Source organism: Streptomyces sp. GbtcB6 (assembly GCF_019091475.1).
GTDB lineage: Bacteria > Actinomycetota > Actinomycetes > Streptomycetales > Streptomycetaceae > Streptomyces > Streptomyces hyaluromycini.
This window is the reverse complement of the sequence record NZ_JAGXJL010000006.1, coordinates 115,848-132,907: the sequence shown is the minus strand read 5'-3', so window position 1 is coordinate 132,907 and position 17,060 is coordinate 115,848. Positions and strand designations below refer to the sequence as shown.

7 protein-coding genes are annotated in these 17,060 nt (G+C 71.3%); 5 read left to right on the top strand and 2 right to left on the bottom strand.

Going from position 1 to position 17,060, the window contains the following annotated elements; genetic code table 11:
* From KVT45_RS12945 to tatA, 3 genes are all read left to right on the top strand, one after another.
* Entirely contained in the window at positions 1-363 is a 363-nt protein-coding gene (locus KVT45_RS12945; RefSeq protein WP_217547076.1) for a metalloregulator ArsR/SmtB family transcription factor, read from the top strand.
* On the top strand, positions 353-2,866 hold the full coding sequence (mgtA, locus tag KVT45_RS12940) for a magnesium-translocating P-type ATPase (protein ID WP_217547074.1): 2,514 nt from the start codon (positions 353-355) through the stop codon (positions 2,864-2,866). Before KVT45_RS12945 ends, mgtA begins: the two co-directional genes overlap by 11 nt.
* A gap of 140 nt (positions 2,867-3,006) precedes the next feature.
* The gene (tatA, locus tag KVT45_RS12935; protein ID WP_217547073.1) at positions 3,007-3,273 is read left to right on the top strand and encodes a Sec-independent protein translocase subunit TatA; all 267 of its coding nucleotides are present in this window, start codon (positions 3,007-3,009) and stop codon (positions 3,271-3,273) included.
* Between the two features lie 233 nt (positions 3,274-3,506).
* Here the strand turns inward: tatA and KVT45_RS12930 are convergent, their stop codons facing one another.
* A complete protein-coding gene (locus KVT45_RS12930) occupies positions 3,507-4,070 on the bottom strand; it encodes a hypothetical protein (protein ID WP_217547071.1) in 564 nt (187 codons plus the stop codon).
* 23 nt (positions 4,071-4,093) lie between these two features.
* Complete coding sequence (gene mycP / locus KVT45_RS12925; protein ID WP_217547069.1) at positions 4,094-5,251, bottom strand: type VII secretion-associated serine protease mycosin; 1,158 nt, start codon at positions 5,249-5,251, stop codon at positions 4,094-4,096.
* Between the two features lie 277 nt (positions 5,252-5,528).
* Here mycP and KVT45_RS12920 point away from each other — a divergent pair, with 277 nt between their 5' ends.
* On the top strand, positions 5,529-16,304 hold the full coding sequence (locus KVT45_RS12920) for a LamG-like jellyroll fold domain-containing protein (protein WP_217547066.1): 10,776 nt from the start codon (positions 5,529-5,531) through the stop codon (positions 16,302-16,304).
* Entirely contained in the window at positions 16,301-16,705 is a 405-nt protein-coding gene (locus KVT45_RS12915) for a hypothetical protein (protein WP_217547065.1), read from the top strand. Before KVT45_RS12920 ends, KVT45_RS12915 begins: the two co-directional genes overlap by 4 nt.
* Positions 16,706-17,060: the final 355 nt, after the last annotated feature.

The window sequence follows — 17,060 nt, the reverse complement described above, 5'->3', positions numbered from 1 at the left end:
GTGGCGACGGTGCCCGGCAGCGGCTACGAGGACCCCACCGCGGACGTGCTCACGGAGGCGGCCGCGGCCTTCGGGCTGCTCGCCTCGCCCGCCCGGCTGCACATCGTCTGGGCGCTGGCCCAGGGCGAGAGCGATGTCACGGGCCTCGCCGAGCGGGTCGGCGGCGCGCTGCCCGCCGTCAGCCAGCACCTGACCAAGCTGAAGCTCGCCGGTCTCGTCCGCTCCCGCCGGGAGGGCCGCCGCCAGGTGTACCTGGTCGACGACCCCGACGTCGTCGACGTCGTACGCCTGCTGGTCGGCCGCCTCACCGCCCGCAGCACCGGCGCCGAGCTCCCCGCCCCCCGGCGGCTCCGTGGTCTCTGAGGACGAGGCCGCCACCTCGCTGCAGGTGCTGCGCCGACTGGACACGGGACCGCGGGGGCTCACCGAGGCCGAGGCCGCGGCCCGGCTCGCAGGCCTCGGCGAGAACACCCCGCCCCGCCCGCACACCGACTCCTGGCCGCTGCGCTGCGCCCGTGCCCTGCGCGACCCCTTCACCGCCGTCCTCCTCACCCTCGGCCTGGTCTCCGCTCTCGTCGCCTCCTGGGGCACGGCCGTCGTGATCCTCGCCCTGGTCGCCGTCAGCTGCGGACTGCGGGCCGCCGGCGAACACCGCGCCGACCGCTCGCTGGCCGCCCTGCGCGCACTCGTCGCCGGCACCGCCACCGTGCTGCGCCGCTCCGGCGTCGACACCGAGCCGCGGGCCCGGGAGATCCCGGTCGCCGAACTGGTCCCGGGTGACGTCGTCCGGCTCGGCCCGGGCGACCTGGTCCCGGCCGACGTACGACTGCTGCGCGCCCGGGGGCTGACCGTGCACCAGGCCGTGCTCACCGGCGAGTCGGCGCCCGTCGCCAAGGCCGCCGTCGACGTCCCCGCCACCTCCGCCGCCTCCGGCGTGGCCGATTCGGGGCCCTTCCAGGAGCCGTACCTCTGTTTCCAGGGGAGCGGGGTCGCCTCGGGCAGTGCCACGGCGGTGGTCGTGGAGACGGGGGAGCGGACCCGGTTCGCCGTCGCACAGGGCGGAGCCGCCCCGCGCGAGGCGAGCGCCTTCGACCGGTCCGTGCACGGCATCTCCTGGGTGCTCGTCCGGTTCATGCTGCTGACCCCGCCGCTGGTCCTCATGGCCAACGCCGCCCTGCGCGGCCGCGGACTGGAGACGCTGCCCTTCGCGGTGGCCGTCGCCGTCGGGCTCACCCCCGAGATGCTCCCGGTGATCGTCACCACCTGCCTGGCCCGGGGCGCGGCACTGCTGGCCCGCGCCCACCGGGTCGTCGTACGACGGCTGCCCGCGCTGCATGACCTGGGCGCGGTCGACGTGCTCTGCCTCGACAAGACCGGCACCCTCACCCAGGACCGGCCCGTCGTCGAACGCGCCCTCGGACCCGACGGCGACGACGACCCCGAGGTGCTGCGCTGGGCGGCCGTCGGCGCCTGGTGGACCCTGCAACTCGCCGAACTGCCCGCCCCCGACGCACTCGACGAGGCCCTGCTCACGGCCGCCGGACCGGTGGGGGAGGAGTACGACGGCATCGGCGCCGTCCCCTTCGCCCCCGAGCGGCGCACCGCCACCGCCGTCGTCGCCGGCACCCTCGGCACCCATGTCCTCGTCACCAAGGGCGCCGCCGAGGACGTACTGCACCGCTGCGACCTCGGCCCCGCCGAACGCGAGCGCCTCCTCGCCCTCGCCGCCCGCGAGGCCGACGCCGGGCTGCGCGTCCTGGCCGTGGCCACCGCCCGGGTTCCGGCCCGCACCCGGCCCTACACGGCCGCCGACGAAAACGGTCTCGCCTTCCGCGGCCTGGTCACCTTCCGCGACGCCCTCGCCCCCGGCGCCGCCGAGGCCCTGCGCGGCCTCGCCGACCTCGGCATCACGATCCGGATCCTGACCGGCGACCATCCGGCCACCGCCGCGCGGGCCTGCCGGGACCTGGGGCTGGGAGCGGTCGAGACGGGGGTGGCGGCGTCGGAGGGCGCCGGACGTGTCGACGGACCTGTCGTCGTCGCCCGCTGCACCCCCGGGGACAAGGCCCGGATCGTGGCCGGACTGCGCGCCGCCGGGCACACCGTCGGGTTCCTCGGGGACGGGGTCAACGACGTCCCTGCCCTGCGCGCGGCCGACGTCGGGATCGCGCCCCGCACCGCCGTGGACCTCGCCCGCGAGACCGCCGACGTGGTCCTCGCAGAGAAGGACCTCGGCGCCATCGGGCACGCCGTCACCGCCGGCCGGCGCAGCAGCGCCAACATCGCCTCCTATCTACGGGTCACGCTCTCCTCCAACCTCGGCAACGTCATCGCGATGCTCTCCGCCGGCCTGCTCCTCCCCTTCCTGCCGATGCTCCCGGTCCAGGTGCTGGCCCAGAACCTCTGCTTCGACGCCGCCCAGCTCGCCTTCGCGTACGACCGCCCCGGGCCTGCGGCACTGCGCCGCCCGACCGTGCTGCGGCCGCGTGCCTTCCTGCGGTTCATCACCGGCTTCGGTGTGCTCAACGCGATCGCCGACCTCGCCACCTTCGGGGTCCTCGCGCTCGCCCTGCGCGGCCCCGACGCCCTCGACGACCAGGCGGTCTTCCACTCCGCCTGGTTCACCGAGAACCTGCTCACCCAGGCCCTGGTGATGCTCCTGCTGCGTGGCGGCTCCCGCCGCGGGCCCGTGGGCCGGGCCGCCGCCGCACTCGCCGCCGTCGGCCTGCTGCTCCCGCCCGGCCCCCTGGGCGCGGCCCTGGGCATGACCGGGCTGCCGCCCGCGTACCACCTGCTGCTCACCGCCGTCCTCGGGCTGTACGCCCTGGCGCTGCGGGCCGTGCGGGCACGCCACCACCCGCGGTAGCGATTGCGGGGCCGGGTCCGGGGAGCGTTTCCCACCCCGGGTTGTACAGTTGCGCAATGTAGCAATCGTCGCTGCCCGGCCGAGGTGCGTGAAGCACCCTCCGTCGGCACGAAGGAACGTGAGAAAGGGAGGGGGCGGTCATGCTCCGCAACGGACTGGAACCCTGGCACCTGCTGATCGTCGCGATCGTCTTCATCGTGCTTTTCGGCTCCCGGAAGCTGCCCGACACCGCCCGGGCCCTGGGCAAGTCGATGCGCATCCTGAAGAGCGAGGCGAAGGCCATGAAGACCGACGACACGGCGGCGCCGGTGGAGCCGACGTCGGTACAGATGGCGGCGGAGCCGGCCGCGGCCCCCGCGCAGCCGGAGCCCAGGACGGTCGGCGAGCCGACGGCCACGACGAGCTGACGCCCCCTGGTCCCGTACCGCGCGGGTCGCTGACTCGTATGGTGTGACCGGTCCGGGGGTGTCCCGGGCCGGTGGGACCCGGCGGCTCGGCCGGCCGCTCCCGGACCGCCGGCCGACTCCGCGACCGTCCCCTGATCGGCCTGGCGCGGGGTACCGGTCTGCGCGGACCTGGCGTACGGACGGGCCCCCCGTCGGCCCCGCCGCCGGTGTGCTGCTGGACCGGCTCCGGACGGTCAGCGTCGGTCGGCGATGAAGGCGCTGACCTTTTCGGCCAGTTCCTTTCCGGCCTTTTCCTTTCCTGGGTCGTCGGGCGCGGCGATGGCCGAGACGTGCGGGCGTGCCGAGGTGGCGCCGATGATCACGAAGTCCTGGTGCGGGTTGGCGCGTGCGGCGGCCTCGGTCGCGGGTTTCATGCCGGTGCCGACGGTGACGATCAGCTCGCAGTGATGCTGCACGGCGCCGTTGAAGTACGGCAGCGCGGCCTTGGCGTCGATGGTCGGGGTCGGGAAACGCTGGGCGTTGACCCCGCCGGAGCGCGCCGCGTCCTGCATGCCCTGCCAGGACGCCTGGCTGAGCCGGGCGTCGGTGGCGCCCGCGGGCGAGACGAGCAGACAGGCCCGGAAGTTGCGGGAGACGTTGGCGGCCCGGGGCTGGGCGCTCCGGTCTCCGGTGAGCAGCGCGGTGAGCGACAGGACCGCCAGGAGGACGGCGGCCGTGGTCACGGCGATGACCGGGTGGCCGCGTACGAGACCGGCGAAGCGGCGGACGGGGCGCGCGGTGAGAGCCGGGAGCCGCATGCTGATCGGGTGCCTCCTGGGGATCACGTACGACGACGGGAGCGGCGGCGGACGAGGAAGCCGCCCGCTCCGGCGGCGGTCACCCCCGCCACGGCGCTGATCACCGCGACGGTTGCGCCGGAAGTGCCACCCGTCGCGTCGGCCGCCTTCGGGGCGTCGTTCCCGGAGGCGGTGAGCAGCGGATTGGCGCTGGAGTCCGGAGCCGGCGCGCCCAGGGCCTTCAGCGGGTCGACGATGCCGTAGCCGAAGCGGTCGTCACGGCCGGAACCCGCGTGGGAACCCCCGCCCGGGCGGTCGGCGGTGCCGATGAGCCGGGCGATGATCTGCCCGGCGCTCTCCGACGGGTAGGCGGCGCGCAGCAGCGCGGCGGCCGCGGAGACATAGGGAGCGGAGTAACTGGTTCCGTCCTTGGTGAGGTAACCGCCGCTGTTCCTCGTCGAGAAGATGTCCACCGCCGGGGCCGCCAGCGCGATGTAGGAACCGGACTCGCCGGTGGCCCAGAAGCCGCCGTCGCGGGTGGTGCCGGAGACGGCGACCACGCCGGGGAACGCGGCCGGATAGGTCACCGGGTTTCCCGCCCGGCCGCTGTTGCCCGCCGCCGCGACCACGATGATGTCGTGGCGGCGCGCATAGGCGACGGCGTCGCGGATCTGCGGGTCGGGGTCGGTGGTCACCATCGAGATGTTGATGACCGCGGCCCCGTGGTCGGCGGCGTAGACGATGCCCCGGGCCAGGGCGAGCGGATCCGCCGCCTCGTTGCCGCTGACGCGGACGGGGAGCACGGTGGCCCGGGGGGCCAGCCCGGCCATGCCCTTGCCGGTGCCGCCGGAGCCCGCGATGACCCCGGCGACCGAGGTGCCGTGGGACTCCGATGAGACGTCGACCCTGCCGTCGGCGGCCTGGCCGGTGACGTCGGTACCCGGCAGGACCCGGCCCGCCAGATCGGGGTGACGGGCGTTCACCCCGGTGTCGACCACCGCGACCGTGACGCCGGCCCCCTGACTGAGCCGCCAGATCCGGGAGGCGTCGAAGTGCTGGGCGTCCAGGGGCCATTCGGAGCTGAGGGGGGTGGGTGCGGCGGACTGCCGCGCGGCGGCCGGAGGCGCGGCGCCCAGGAGGAGCAGCAGCGGCAGGCCGACATATGCGCAGGCTCGTAAGGCGCCCGACCGTCCCAGTCCCATCTGCCCCCGCAGCCCCTCCGATGTCCTGTGGGAGCAGCCTTACTCTCCAACTGGCAAGAGTGGGGCGGGAGTTGGCCAGGAAAACCACAAGGACTTGCAATGTACCGGTCAACCTTGGTGCGCAATGCCGGTCTTTGATGCCAATGGCCCGGGATATATGGCTGTCCCGGGTCGTCGTCCCGCTGATAGAAGATCCGGCTGTCCGGAGTTGGATGGTGGGCATCGCTGGGGGGCAACGATGATGGGCCGCTTGTGGAGATCCGTCCGGCATGTGCCGATGACGCTGAGAGCGACGGCGTTCGTGGCGATCGCCGCGCTGGTCGGGGTGCAGGGCGGCCAGGCCGCCCAGGCGTTACCGAGAACGGCGGCCACCCCCGCCACCCCGGCACAGCAGACCGGTACCGCGGCGGGCAAGAAGCACACGGTCCCGGCCTCGGCGACCAGGAGCAGAGCCGCGTCCTCGCTGCCCAGCTCCGCGTCCGGCCAGGTCAAGGGTGCGGTGGGGGCCTACAAGGTCCACGGCACGAAGAGCGACCCGGTGAACTCCGGCAGCCGGATCCACAAAGCCCCGAAGCCCGTCGCCGCACCGGCGACGAAGAAGCATCGGGGCTTTGTCGCGTCCACCAGCGTGGAGCAGCCCAAGCTCGACACCGCCACCACGACCGTCTTCAAGAACGCCGACGGAACCTACACCGCGCAGATCCACACCCACCCGGTCAACTACCGTAAATCCGACGGCACCTGGGCGCGCATCCCCACCGCCACCCCCACCGCCACCACCCCGGGAACGGCCTCCGCGGCCTCCTACCGGACCGCGGCCGCCGCGGGCAACCCGACCGGCCAGGGCAACGCCAGCTCCTCGACCTACGTCGAGTCCGGCGTCACCCAGAACTTCCACGGCAACGGGCAGCTGTACGTCGGGAAGTACCAGAGCCACGACTACAACTCCTTCCTCCAGTTCAGCGGCTTCGGCACCCAGTTCGCGAACGACTACATCGTCAACTCGACGCTCTGGCTGGACACCGAGTTCTCCGGCCTGGACACCACCGGCACCTGCTCCGCCCAGGCGGTGAACGTCTTCCCGGTGAGCGCCTCCTGGGACCCGGCGAAGATCAACACCTACCCGGGCCCGGCCTACGGGGCACAGGCCGGCACCGCCTCCTTCGCGGCCGGCACCGACTGCTCCAACGGCCGCCAGTGGGAGGGCATCTCCCTCGACACCAAGACGGTCATGAACTGGGCCCACGGCTGGGCGCCGAACTACGGGCTCGCGCTCACCGCGGCCAGTACCGCCGCCGCGGCCAAGGAGTTCTACGCCGACGACCCCTACCTGGCGATCGAGTACACGCCCAACGGCGCCGGAGCCTCCTACTCCGAGGTCAGCTACGCCTCGCCGTGGAACAACCAGCCCGGCTGGGGCAAGGTCACCGTGCAGAACCGCGGTACGGCCACCTGGACCCCGACCAACGGCTACAAGCTCTCGTACCAGCTCTACACGGTCTCCGGCACCACCCGCACCCTGCTCACCAGCCCCGCCTCGACCCCGGCCGCGATGCCGTCCACTGTCGCACCCAACAAACCGGTCACCGTCACCGCGTCGATCCCCGCGCTGACCGCCGGCAAGACCTATCTGATCTGCTGGGACATGTCCTACAACGGGACGCTGTTCTCCACCTACGGCGTGCCGCAGACCTGTTACTCCCTGCCGGTGGTCAACAACCCGCCGATCGTCGACACGTTCACGCCCGGCAACAACGCCTCGGTCTTCAGCCTCACCCCGGTGCTGGGCGTGACCGGCCACGACCCCGACAACTACCCGGGGACCGCACTCAGTTACTCCTTCAACATCTACGCCGACGGTTCCACCACCGCGCTGGCGAGCTCCGGCACGATCACCACCTCCACCTGGACCGTCCCGGCGGGCAAGCTCGCCTGGGGCGGCACCTACTACTGGACCGCGCTGGTCAGCGACGGTGACGCCACCTCCCTGTGGTCCGCGCCCGACTACTTCACCGTGCCCTCCGCGCCCCAGCCGCTGGTGACTTCGCATCTGGGTGCCGCCCCGTACGACGCGACGGTCAAGGGTGTGGACCCGCAGATGGGCGACTACTCCACCCAGACGACCGACCTGTCCCTCGGCGCGATGGCCGACGGCACGGCGCTGAACATCCAGCGCACCTACAACAGTCTGGACCCGGGCGTCTTCAAGGCGTTCGGCGCGGGCTGGTCGTCCATGCTGGACATGCGGGCGACCACGGACGACGACGGCTCCGGCAACATCGTCATCACGATGGCCGACGGCCGCCAGGAGCGGTTCGGCGCCAACGGCGACGGCACCTACAGCCCCCCGGCGGGCGACTACGCCGTCCTCTCGGCCCCGCCGGCCGCCCACGGCAGTTCGGGCTTCATGCTGACCGAGAAGTCCGGCATGCGGTACATCTTCACCCACTCGGCCACCGACCCGGTCACCGGCCAGGCCTACTGGGGACTCACCGAGTACGGCAACCGCAACGGCCACGGCCTGGACATCACCTGGAAACCGGTCACCCTCACCCTGCCCGACGGCAGCACGCTCAAGGTCACCGAGCCCGTCCAGGCCGGATACTCCGTCGACCAGGACAACGGCTTCAACGACGGGGCGACCGACAGCCAGCCCGACCAGACCGTGCTGATCGAACTGACCTGGGGCGTCCAGCAGGTGACGGCCACCGACGGCACGGTCAAGAACGTTCCGCACGTCCTCACCGCCACCGACCGTACGGTGGCCGGCGTCACCCACCCCTGGACCTACGGCTACGACGCGGCCGACAACCTCACCTCGGTGTGCCCGCCGGCCACCAGCACCACCACGTCCACCGCCTGCACCCACTACACGTACACCTCCGGCACGAGCTCCGGATCGCACTTCGTGTCGATGGTCCAGGACTCCAACCCCACCGACTACTGGCGCCTCGGCGACGCCACCGGCTCCACCACCGCCGCCGACTCGGTCGTGGTCAACCAGGGCACCACCGCCGCCACGCTGACCAACGTCACCCTCGGCCAGACCGGCGCCCTCGCGGGCACCCCCGCCACCGCCGCCTCCTTCAACGGCACCAGCTCCGCCATGGCGCTGCCCGACAACCTGGTGGCCTCCAGCAGCAACCTCGCGATCGGCCTGTGGTTCAAGACCACGCAGGCCGGCGGCACCCTCTTCTCGTACCAGAGCGCCAAGGCCGGCACCGCCGTCACCGCCAACTACACGCCGGCCCTCTACATCGGCACCGACGGCAAGCTCCGCGGCCAGTTCTGGGACGGCGCCGCCTCCCCGATGGCCACGCCCGCCGCCGTCAACGACGGCAAGTGGCACTACGTGGTGCTCTCCGGCGCCCGCACCGCGCAGACCCTCTTCCTGGACGGCGCCCAGGTCGCCACCCGGACCAGCACCGGCACCCACACCATCGCGGTCAGCGGCCAGCCGTACACCACCGTCGGCGCGGGCGAACTCACCGGATCGTGGCCCGCCGTCCCGACCGGCAACGCCCTGGGCTGGTTCAGCGGCCAGATCCAGGACGTCTCCTTCCTCCAGCACCCGCTCGGACTGCCCGCCGTCCAGCAGGAGTACGCCTCCGGCACCCTGGCCGCCGCGGAGCTCACCGGCACCACGCTGCCGTCCGGCAAGACCGCGCTGGCCGTCGGCTACAACGCCCTGACCGACCGCGCCTCGTCCGTCACCGACGCCGACGGCGGCACGTACGGGCTGGCCGACCCGGTCACCACCGGCGGCAACGACTCCTACTACGGCGTCGTACGCGGCACCCGGCCCGCCTACGACTACCCGATGACCGAGTCCGCCGGTCTCACCGCCGTCAACCAGTACGGCATCGACAAGCCGGCCGGCTCCGCCGACGGCATCTACAACGACGTCATGCTGGGCGAACCCGGCATCTTCGGACCTGGCGGGGACAGCGCCGCCGGGTTCAACGGCACCTCCTCATACCTCACCCTGCCGGCCGGCGCCCTGGACGACGGCACCGGGAACGCCTCCGTCGCCCTGTGGTTCAACACCAAGCAGGCCGGCGGAGTGCTGTTCTCGTACCAGAACGGCCAGATCGGCGCGGTGCCCACCAGCTACACGCCGGCCCTCTACATCGGCACGGACGGCCTGCTGCGCGGCCAGTTCTGGGACGGCACCACCTCCCCGATGGCCTCCAAGGCGGCCGTCAACGACGGCAACTGGCACCTGGTCGAAATGACCGCCACCGGCACCACCCAGACCCTGTCGCTCGACGGCCAGACCCAGGCCACCCGCACCGGCAAGACCATCGCCGGGCAGGTCGCGACCTGGGGCGAGACCAACGTCACCGTGGGCGCCGGCTACATCGCGGGCTCCTGGCCCAAGCCGCCCACCAACGCACAGGGCTGGTTCAACGGCGAGATCGGCCAGGTCGGCGTCTACCAGACCGACCTCGACCTGACCGCCGTCGAAGCCGGCCTCGGCCTGTACAAGGCCAAGGGCTCTGCCAGCATGCTGATGCCGTCCACCACGCTTACCGTCACCGACCCCGCACAGCACACCGAGACCTTCGCCTACGACCCGTCGAACGGCAACCGCACCACCGCCGTCACCGACGCGCGGGGCGGCGAGACGACGTACGCGTACGACTCCCTTGGCTTCCAGGACGCCAGCACCGATCCGAACGGGCACACCGTCACCCGCAAGCACGACGCGTACGGCAACGTGCTGACGACCACCACCTGCCGGCAGGCCAACTCCTGCCAGACCTCCTACTTCAGCTACCACACCAACGCGTCCGACCCGATGGACCCGCTCAACGGCAAGGTGCTCTACGCCGCCGACGCCCGCTCCGGCGCCACCGGCACCGCGAACCCGGCCTACCGCACGTCGTACACCTACACCCCGTTCGGCGCGCTGGCCTCGGTGACCACGCCCCCGACGGCGGACTACCCGAACGGTCGGACCGTCCGCTACCGGTACTACGCGGGCGGCGAGAAGTTCACCGACAGGAACGGCGTCGTCCACACCGAGCCCTACGGCATGCTCGCCTCGGTCACCGACCCCAAGGGGCAGGTCACGAGGTACCAGTACTGCGACTCGGGTGCCATCGGACGGCTGTGCAGCCAGACCGACCCCTCCGGTCAGACCACGTACTACAGCATCGACGTCTTCGGACGAGTGACCACCAAGGCGGTCAGCTCCGACACCTACCCTGTCACCTTCAACTCGACCACCGGGGCGTTGGTCGGCGGCGTACAGACCAAGTACACCTACGACGCCCTGGACCGCGTCTCCACCCTCACCGACCAGTCCACCACCGACGCCGTCACCAGCATCGTCCACACCCCGAAGACCACCTACAGCTACGACGCGGACGGCGACCTCACCGGCAGATCGACCGCCGACACCACCGGGCACGACACCACCCGGACCACCGGCTACGGCTACGACGACCACGACCGGGTCACCAGCGTCACCGACCCGGCGAACCTGGTCACCCACTACACCTACGACGACTTCGGCCGGCAGGCCACCGAGACCGACCCGGGCGGGAACACCTACCGCTACGACTACTCGGCGACCGGCCAACTGCTCACCACCACGCTCACCGGCTTCACCGGCGACCCCACCGCGCCCTCCGACGCACAGGACCTCGTGACGGAGTCCCGGGCCTACGACCCGGCCGGCCGGCTGGCCTCGGTCACCGACTCCATGGGCCGCACCACCTCCTACAGCTACTTCGACGACGACCGGCTCCAGTCCGAGACCGTCGCCTCCGGCACCTCCTCCGCCGTCACCGACAAGGCGTACGACTACGACGCCGCCGGCAACCTGACCTGGGAATGCGACGTCTGGACCGGCACCTCCTGCACCCGCCAGACCCAGTACACCGTCGACGCCGCCGACCGCACCACCCGCACCGCCGTCGACCCCTCCGGAGTCGACCGGGTCACCGTCAACACCTTCGACCCGGACGACCACGTCCTGTCCCAACTGCTCACCGGTGACGGCCAGACCCGCCAGGTCGGTTACTCCTACGACACCGCCGGCAACACCACCTCGCAGTCGGTGCGCACCGACAACACCGGCGCCACCGGCTACTGGCCGCTCGATGAAGGCAACACCACCGCCGCCGACTCCAGCGGCAACGGCGCCACCGGCACCCCGAACACCGGTGTGGCCTGGGGTCCGTCCGGCGGCAACTACGCCCAGTTCAACGGCACCACCGGAGCCGTCCTCACCAGCGGCACCCCGGTCGTGGACACCACCCAGGACTTCACCGTCTCCGCGTGGGCGTATCTGAACGCCACCAGCACGACCAAGGACTACACGGTCGTCAGTCAGCAGGGCGCCCAGAACAGCGCCTTCCAGATCGAGTACAACCACACCACCAAGACCTGGGGCTTCGTCCGCCCCAGCGACGACACCGCCACCGCCACCAGCTACAACGCCACGGCCACCACGGCGGCAACGGCCGGCACCTGGACCCATCTGGTGGGCGAGTACGAGGCCGGCCTCGGGTGGATGAACTTCTGGGTCAACGGCGTCCAGGTGAGCGGAACCTGCTCCACCTGCGGCTCGACGGGCCAGGTGACGGACAGCACCCCCGTCGCCAGCACCAGCGGGGTCGCGATCGGCAGGGGCAAGGCGGCCGGGGCCGCCGTCAACTTCTTCCCCGGGCGCATCCGCGACGTCCAGATGTACCAGCGCGACCTCAGCGACGCCGAGATCAAGCAGCTGTACACCTCCGCCACCACCACCGGCGAGTCCCCCGTCTCGCTCGGCGCGGCGGGCTGGTGGAAGCTGGACGACGGCGAGAGCCCGACCGCCGCCGACCACTCCGGCACCGGCAACGTCGGCACCCTCAACACCGGCACCACCTGGTCCTCCGACAACGGCGGATCGGCCGTCTTCGCCGGAGCCGGTCAGATCACCACCGCCGGCCAGGTCGTCGACACCTCCAAGAGCTTCTCGGTGGGGGCCTGGGCCAAGATCACCAGCACGCCGAGCGGCACCTGGCAGACCGTCATCGCCCAGCAGGGCTCCAAGGCCGCCGGCTTCTCACTCGACTACAACCCGACCGCCGGCCGCTGGGCCTTCGACCGGGCCACCACCGACGTGGCCGCGCCCACCCTGGCGGCCGCCACCTCGACGGCGGCGCCCACCCTCAACACCTGGACCCATCTGCTCGGCACGTACGACGCCGGCACAGGAAAGATGACGCTGTACGTCAACGGCGTCGCCCAGGGCACCGCCACCGACACCACACCCATCGCCAGCACCGGCCCGCTGGTCATCGGCCGCGGCTACGCCGCCGGGGCCGCCGCCCAGTACTTCAACGGCTCGGTCGGCAAGGCGCAGGTCTACAACCGCGCGCTCACCGCCACCGAAGCCGCCGCCCTCTACAGCTCCGGCGGCACCGCAGGTTCCGCGCCGCTGACCACCACCTGGACGTACGACCAGCGCGGTCTGCCCAAGACCGAGACCGACCCGCGCGGCAACGCCGCCGGGGCGACCGCCGCGGCCTACACCACCACCTACACCTACGACGAGGCCGGGCAGCTCACCACGACCGCCTCACCCCCGGTCAGCACCGAGACCGGCGGCGCTGCGGCCCAGCAGACCGTGGCCGTCACCAGCACCGGCTACAACACCTTCGGCGACCAGGTGGAGTCCGACGACCCCGACGGCCGGATCGTCACCGCCACCTACGATGCCGACAGCCGGGTCTCGGCCGTCTCCCAGCCCGCCTACACCTCGCCGGACGGCGCCGCCACCGTCACCCCGACCACCTCGTACACCTACGACCCGCTGGGCGACGTCCTCACCGAGACGGACCCGCTGCACAACCAGACGTCGTACGTCTACGACCAGCTCGGCGACATGGTGCAGCAGACCCTCCCCGGCGGCCGCGTGACCCATACCGGCTACGACACCGACGGCGAGCCGCTGAACACCACCGATCCGACCGGGGCCCGCACCGAGGCCACCTACGACCCGCTCGGACGCCAGATCACCAGCACCCAGGTGGAACGCACCCCCACCGCGGCGGCGTACACCACCGGGTACGGCTACGACGGGCTCGGTGACCTGACCTCCGTCGAGGACCCGCTGCACAACACGGCCGTCATGACGTACGACGCGCTCGGCGAACCGCTCACCACGAAGGACCCGCTGGGCAACGTCACCGGCTACGCCTACGACGCCACCGGCGCGCTCACCACGACCACCGCCGCCGACAGCACGAAGACCAGCCAGGCCTACGACCTCGCCGGGCGGCTCACCTCCACCACCAAGCTGGACGCGTCCGGCAACGCACTGAGCACGACCTCCTACGGCTACGACGCGGCCGGCAACCAGACCTCGGCCACCGACGCCCGGCTGCACACCACCACCGTCGCCTACGACGCGCTGAACCGGATGGTGAGCCAGAGCCAGCCGGCCGACGCCACCACCACCATCAGGACCTCCTTCGGCTACGACGCCGCGGGCAGCGAGACCCGCTACACGGACGCCGACAACAACACCACGTACTACACCTACAACTCCCTGGGCCTGCCCGAGACCAGCGTCCTGCCAGGCGTCACCGGCCTCACCTCCGCCGCCGACCGGACCACCACCACCGGCTACGACGCCGACGGCAGAACGCACACCGTCACCCGCCCCGGCGGAGTGGTCCTCACCAACGGCTACGACAGCAACAGCGAGCTGACCTCGCAGACCGGCACCGGCGCCGAGGCGGCCACCACGGACCGCACCTTCGGCTACGACGCGGCCGGCCGGCCGAACGCGGTCTCCGCGCCCGGCGGCACGGACACGTTCACCTACGACGACCGCGGACTCGTCGTCGGCATGGCAGGCCCGTCCGGCACCGCCGCCTACACCTACAACGCCAACGGCGCGATCGCCACGCGCACCGACAGGACCGGCACCGCCGCCTTCGGCTACAACGCCGACGAGCAGGTCAACAGCGAGACGGACCCGCTGACCGGGGTGACGGCCACCATCGACTACAACAAGGTCGGCCAGGTCAAGACCATCGCCTACGGCACCGGCGGAGCGACCCGCGCCTACGACTACACCCCGCTCCACCAGCTCAAGTCGGACGTCCTGAGTTCCCCCTCCGGGACGACCGAGGCATCGTCCGCCTACACGTACAACGCGGACGGCCAGATAGCCACCCTGACCACCGCCGGCACGGCCGGCTCGGGCACCAGCAGCTACGACTACGACTTCGCCGGCCGCCTGAAGTCCGCGACCACCGGATCCGGCACCACCGGCTACGGCTACGACGGAAACGGCAACCGCACCACCGCCGGCAGTTCCACCGCCACCTTCAACGCCCGCAACCAGCTGACCTCCGTCTCCAGCGGCTCCGCCACCACCAACTACGGCTACACCGCCCGGGGCACCACCGCGAGCGTCACCGCCGGCGGCACCACGATCACCTACACCTCCGACGCCTTCGACCAGGTGACGGCCTCCAGCACCGGCCTCGGCTATACCTACGACGGTCTCGGCCGGCTCGCCACCGCCACCTCCGGAAGCCGCACCGCCACCTTCAGCTACGCCGACGCCACCAACACCGCGGTCTCCGACGGCGCCCAGGTCTTCGGCCGCGACGCGGGCGGCGGTCTCCTGTCCACCTCCGCCGTCGACGGCACCGGCTCCGCCCTGGCGCTGTCCAACAGCCACGGCGACGTCACCGGCAGCTTCACCGCCACCGGCAGCGCCCTCACCGGCTCGACCGCCTACGACGCCTACGGACGCCGCACCGCCTCCAGCGGCACCCAGACCTCCCTCGGCTACCAGGGCGGCTGGACCGACTCCTCCACCGGCCAGGTCAACACCGCCACCCGCTGGTACGACCCCGCCAACGGCGCCTTCACCAGCGCCGACTCGGCCACCAACGCACCCACCCCGGCGGTCAACGCCAACCCCTACGCGTACGCCGATGACGACCCGCTGGACAACACCGACACCAGCGGCCACGACGCGTGCAGCAGCGACGACATCAAGGCCCAGGAGGAGGCCTATGAGCAGATGCAGGCCTGGCTCAAGAACTGGCAGGCGGGCCAGATGGGCCGGATGCTCGCGTGGTCGCAGCAGCAGTGGGCGATCGGGGCGGCGAAGGCCCGCGCCCAGGAGGCCAAGAACGCCGCCGACGACAAGGCCCTGAAGCAGCAGCAGGACGCCTGGGAGCGGCAGTTCAACAAGGACTTCAACGACGCCATGGACGAGGACTATTCGAGCCCGCGCTCGCACTCCCCGTCCTCGGACGACGCCGGCTCGGGCTCTGGAGGCGGGTCCGGCTCCACCACGAGCAACGGCCACCTGCACGGCGTGGCCACCGGCGGAGCCCTGGCATACGGCCACTCCTCACACACCAGCGCCTGGGCGGTCGGCGGAGCCGTCGTCCTGGGCCTTGCACTCGGCGCCAGCCTCTTCTTCGCCCCGGAGGCCGCCGTCGTCTTCGTCCTGGCCGCCTCCGTCCAGGACGACTGCGGTGCCAACGGCATCCCCACCCGCCCCAAGAACCAGAACCTCGGCGGCACCAACTCCACCCCGATCCTGGGCACCACCCCTGACGAGGACGCCGCCGCGGCGGCCGGCCACGACGCGACCAGCTCGACGGCGACCGACGACCAGGACGTGACGACCCCGCAGACCGCCACAGGCAGCGGCGGCCTCGGCAGTGGCAGCGGCGCGGGATCTGGCGGAGGGGGCGCAGGGGTAGGCCAGTGCGATGCCGACGACGACGGGTCGATACCGAGTGCCGCCAGGCTGCCCAGTCTCGATGGCCTGACCCAGACCCAGGCCCACGCCGTACTCGAGGACAATGGATTCGCGCTGCGGTCGATTTCGAAGAGCGGCGCGTACGCGGAGTACCGGGCGGCGGACAGCAGTAATGTCACCATCGAACTGGAGAATGGACGCGTCGTTCGGCATTCCAAGATCGACATGGGGCCCGCAGAAAAGAACAGAACACAGCGTTGGAATCCTGACGGCACCAAGACGGACTCGCACGACACCGGAGAAAGATTGTGCCCGTGATCAGTAAGTTGCAGGCGAAATGCCTGAAGGCGCAGGAGGTCCTTTCAGAATACGAGGGGAGCTTTATAGAAAAGATCTCCAGCTCCGCCGTGAACGACCGTAGTACCTTCGATGTCTCGTTGATTCGCAGCGGTGTCTTCGGAGAGCTGACCATTTCCCTGGAGGGTGTTCGCTATCTGTCCGTCGCAAATTCTGTCTCGGTCGAGAGTGCGTTCGTCGACCGACTGTCGGCGATTCATCTCCCGTCCTTCGGGAACCCGTGGCCGGAAGAGGCCGAGCAGTTCGTGAGCCGCTTCCCGAACCTTCCGGAGCTTGTCTGGGTGCGTTTGGTCGGCCCGGTGGAAATCGATGTGGTCGGGTCGATTCTGACCGTCTACTCCGCCATCGACCTGAACTCCTAGCCAGGTTTCCCGGACCGCGACTCTCGCCGGTCGTGAGGCGAGGAGGGAATCGCGGTACTGATTCCCTCCCCGGTATTCCCCGAGAGCGCGGCCCCCTCCCGGAAGTCTGCGGCGGGGTCGCGTGACTTCTTTTCCAGCCGAGCACGGAGTGCCGCTCGTAGACCGCCTGGGCGAAGCCCGAAAAGTCGTCGGACGAGAAGCGGGTCTGATGTAAATCGGGCGACGAGCTCAAGGCAGCCGGCCGGGCCATGGCAGACACTTGCGAATCCGGAGCGGGCAGCGAAGGATCACCCGGCGTAAAGTGCGTGAGATGGTCGGAGGGTTGTCCTGGGAACTGGAGACGGCCTCCTCGGCC

Bases quoted from the DNA above. Each gene is read 5' to 3' on its own strand.
- tatA (WP_217547073.1), top strand. From the start codon at position 3,007: ATGCTCCGCAACGGACTGGAACCCTGGCACCTGCTGATCGTCGCGATC.
- KVT45_RS12930 (WP_217547071.1), bottom strand. From the start codon at position 4,070: ATGCGGCTCCCGGCTCTCACCGCGCGCCCCGTCCGCCGCTTCGCCGGT.
- mycP (WP_217547069.1), bottom strand. From the start codon at position 5,251: ATGGGACTGGGACGGTCGGGCGCCTTACGAGCCTGCGCATATGTCGGC.
- KVT45_RS12920 (WP_217547066.1), top strand. From the start codon at position 5,529: ATGACGCTGAGAGCGACGGCGTTCGTGGCGATCGCCGCGCTGGTCGGG.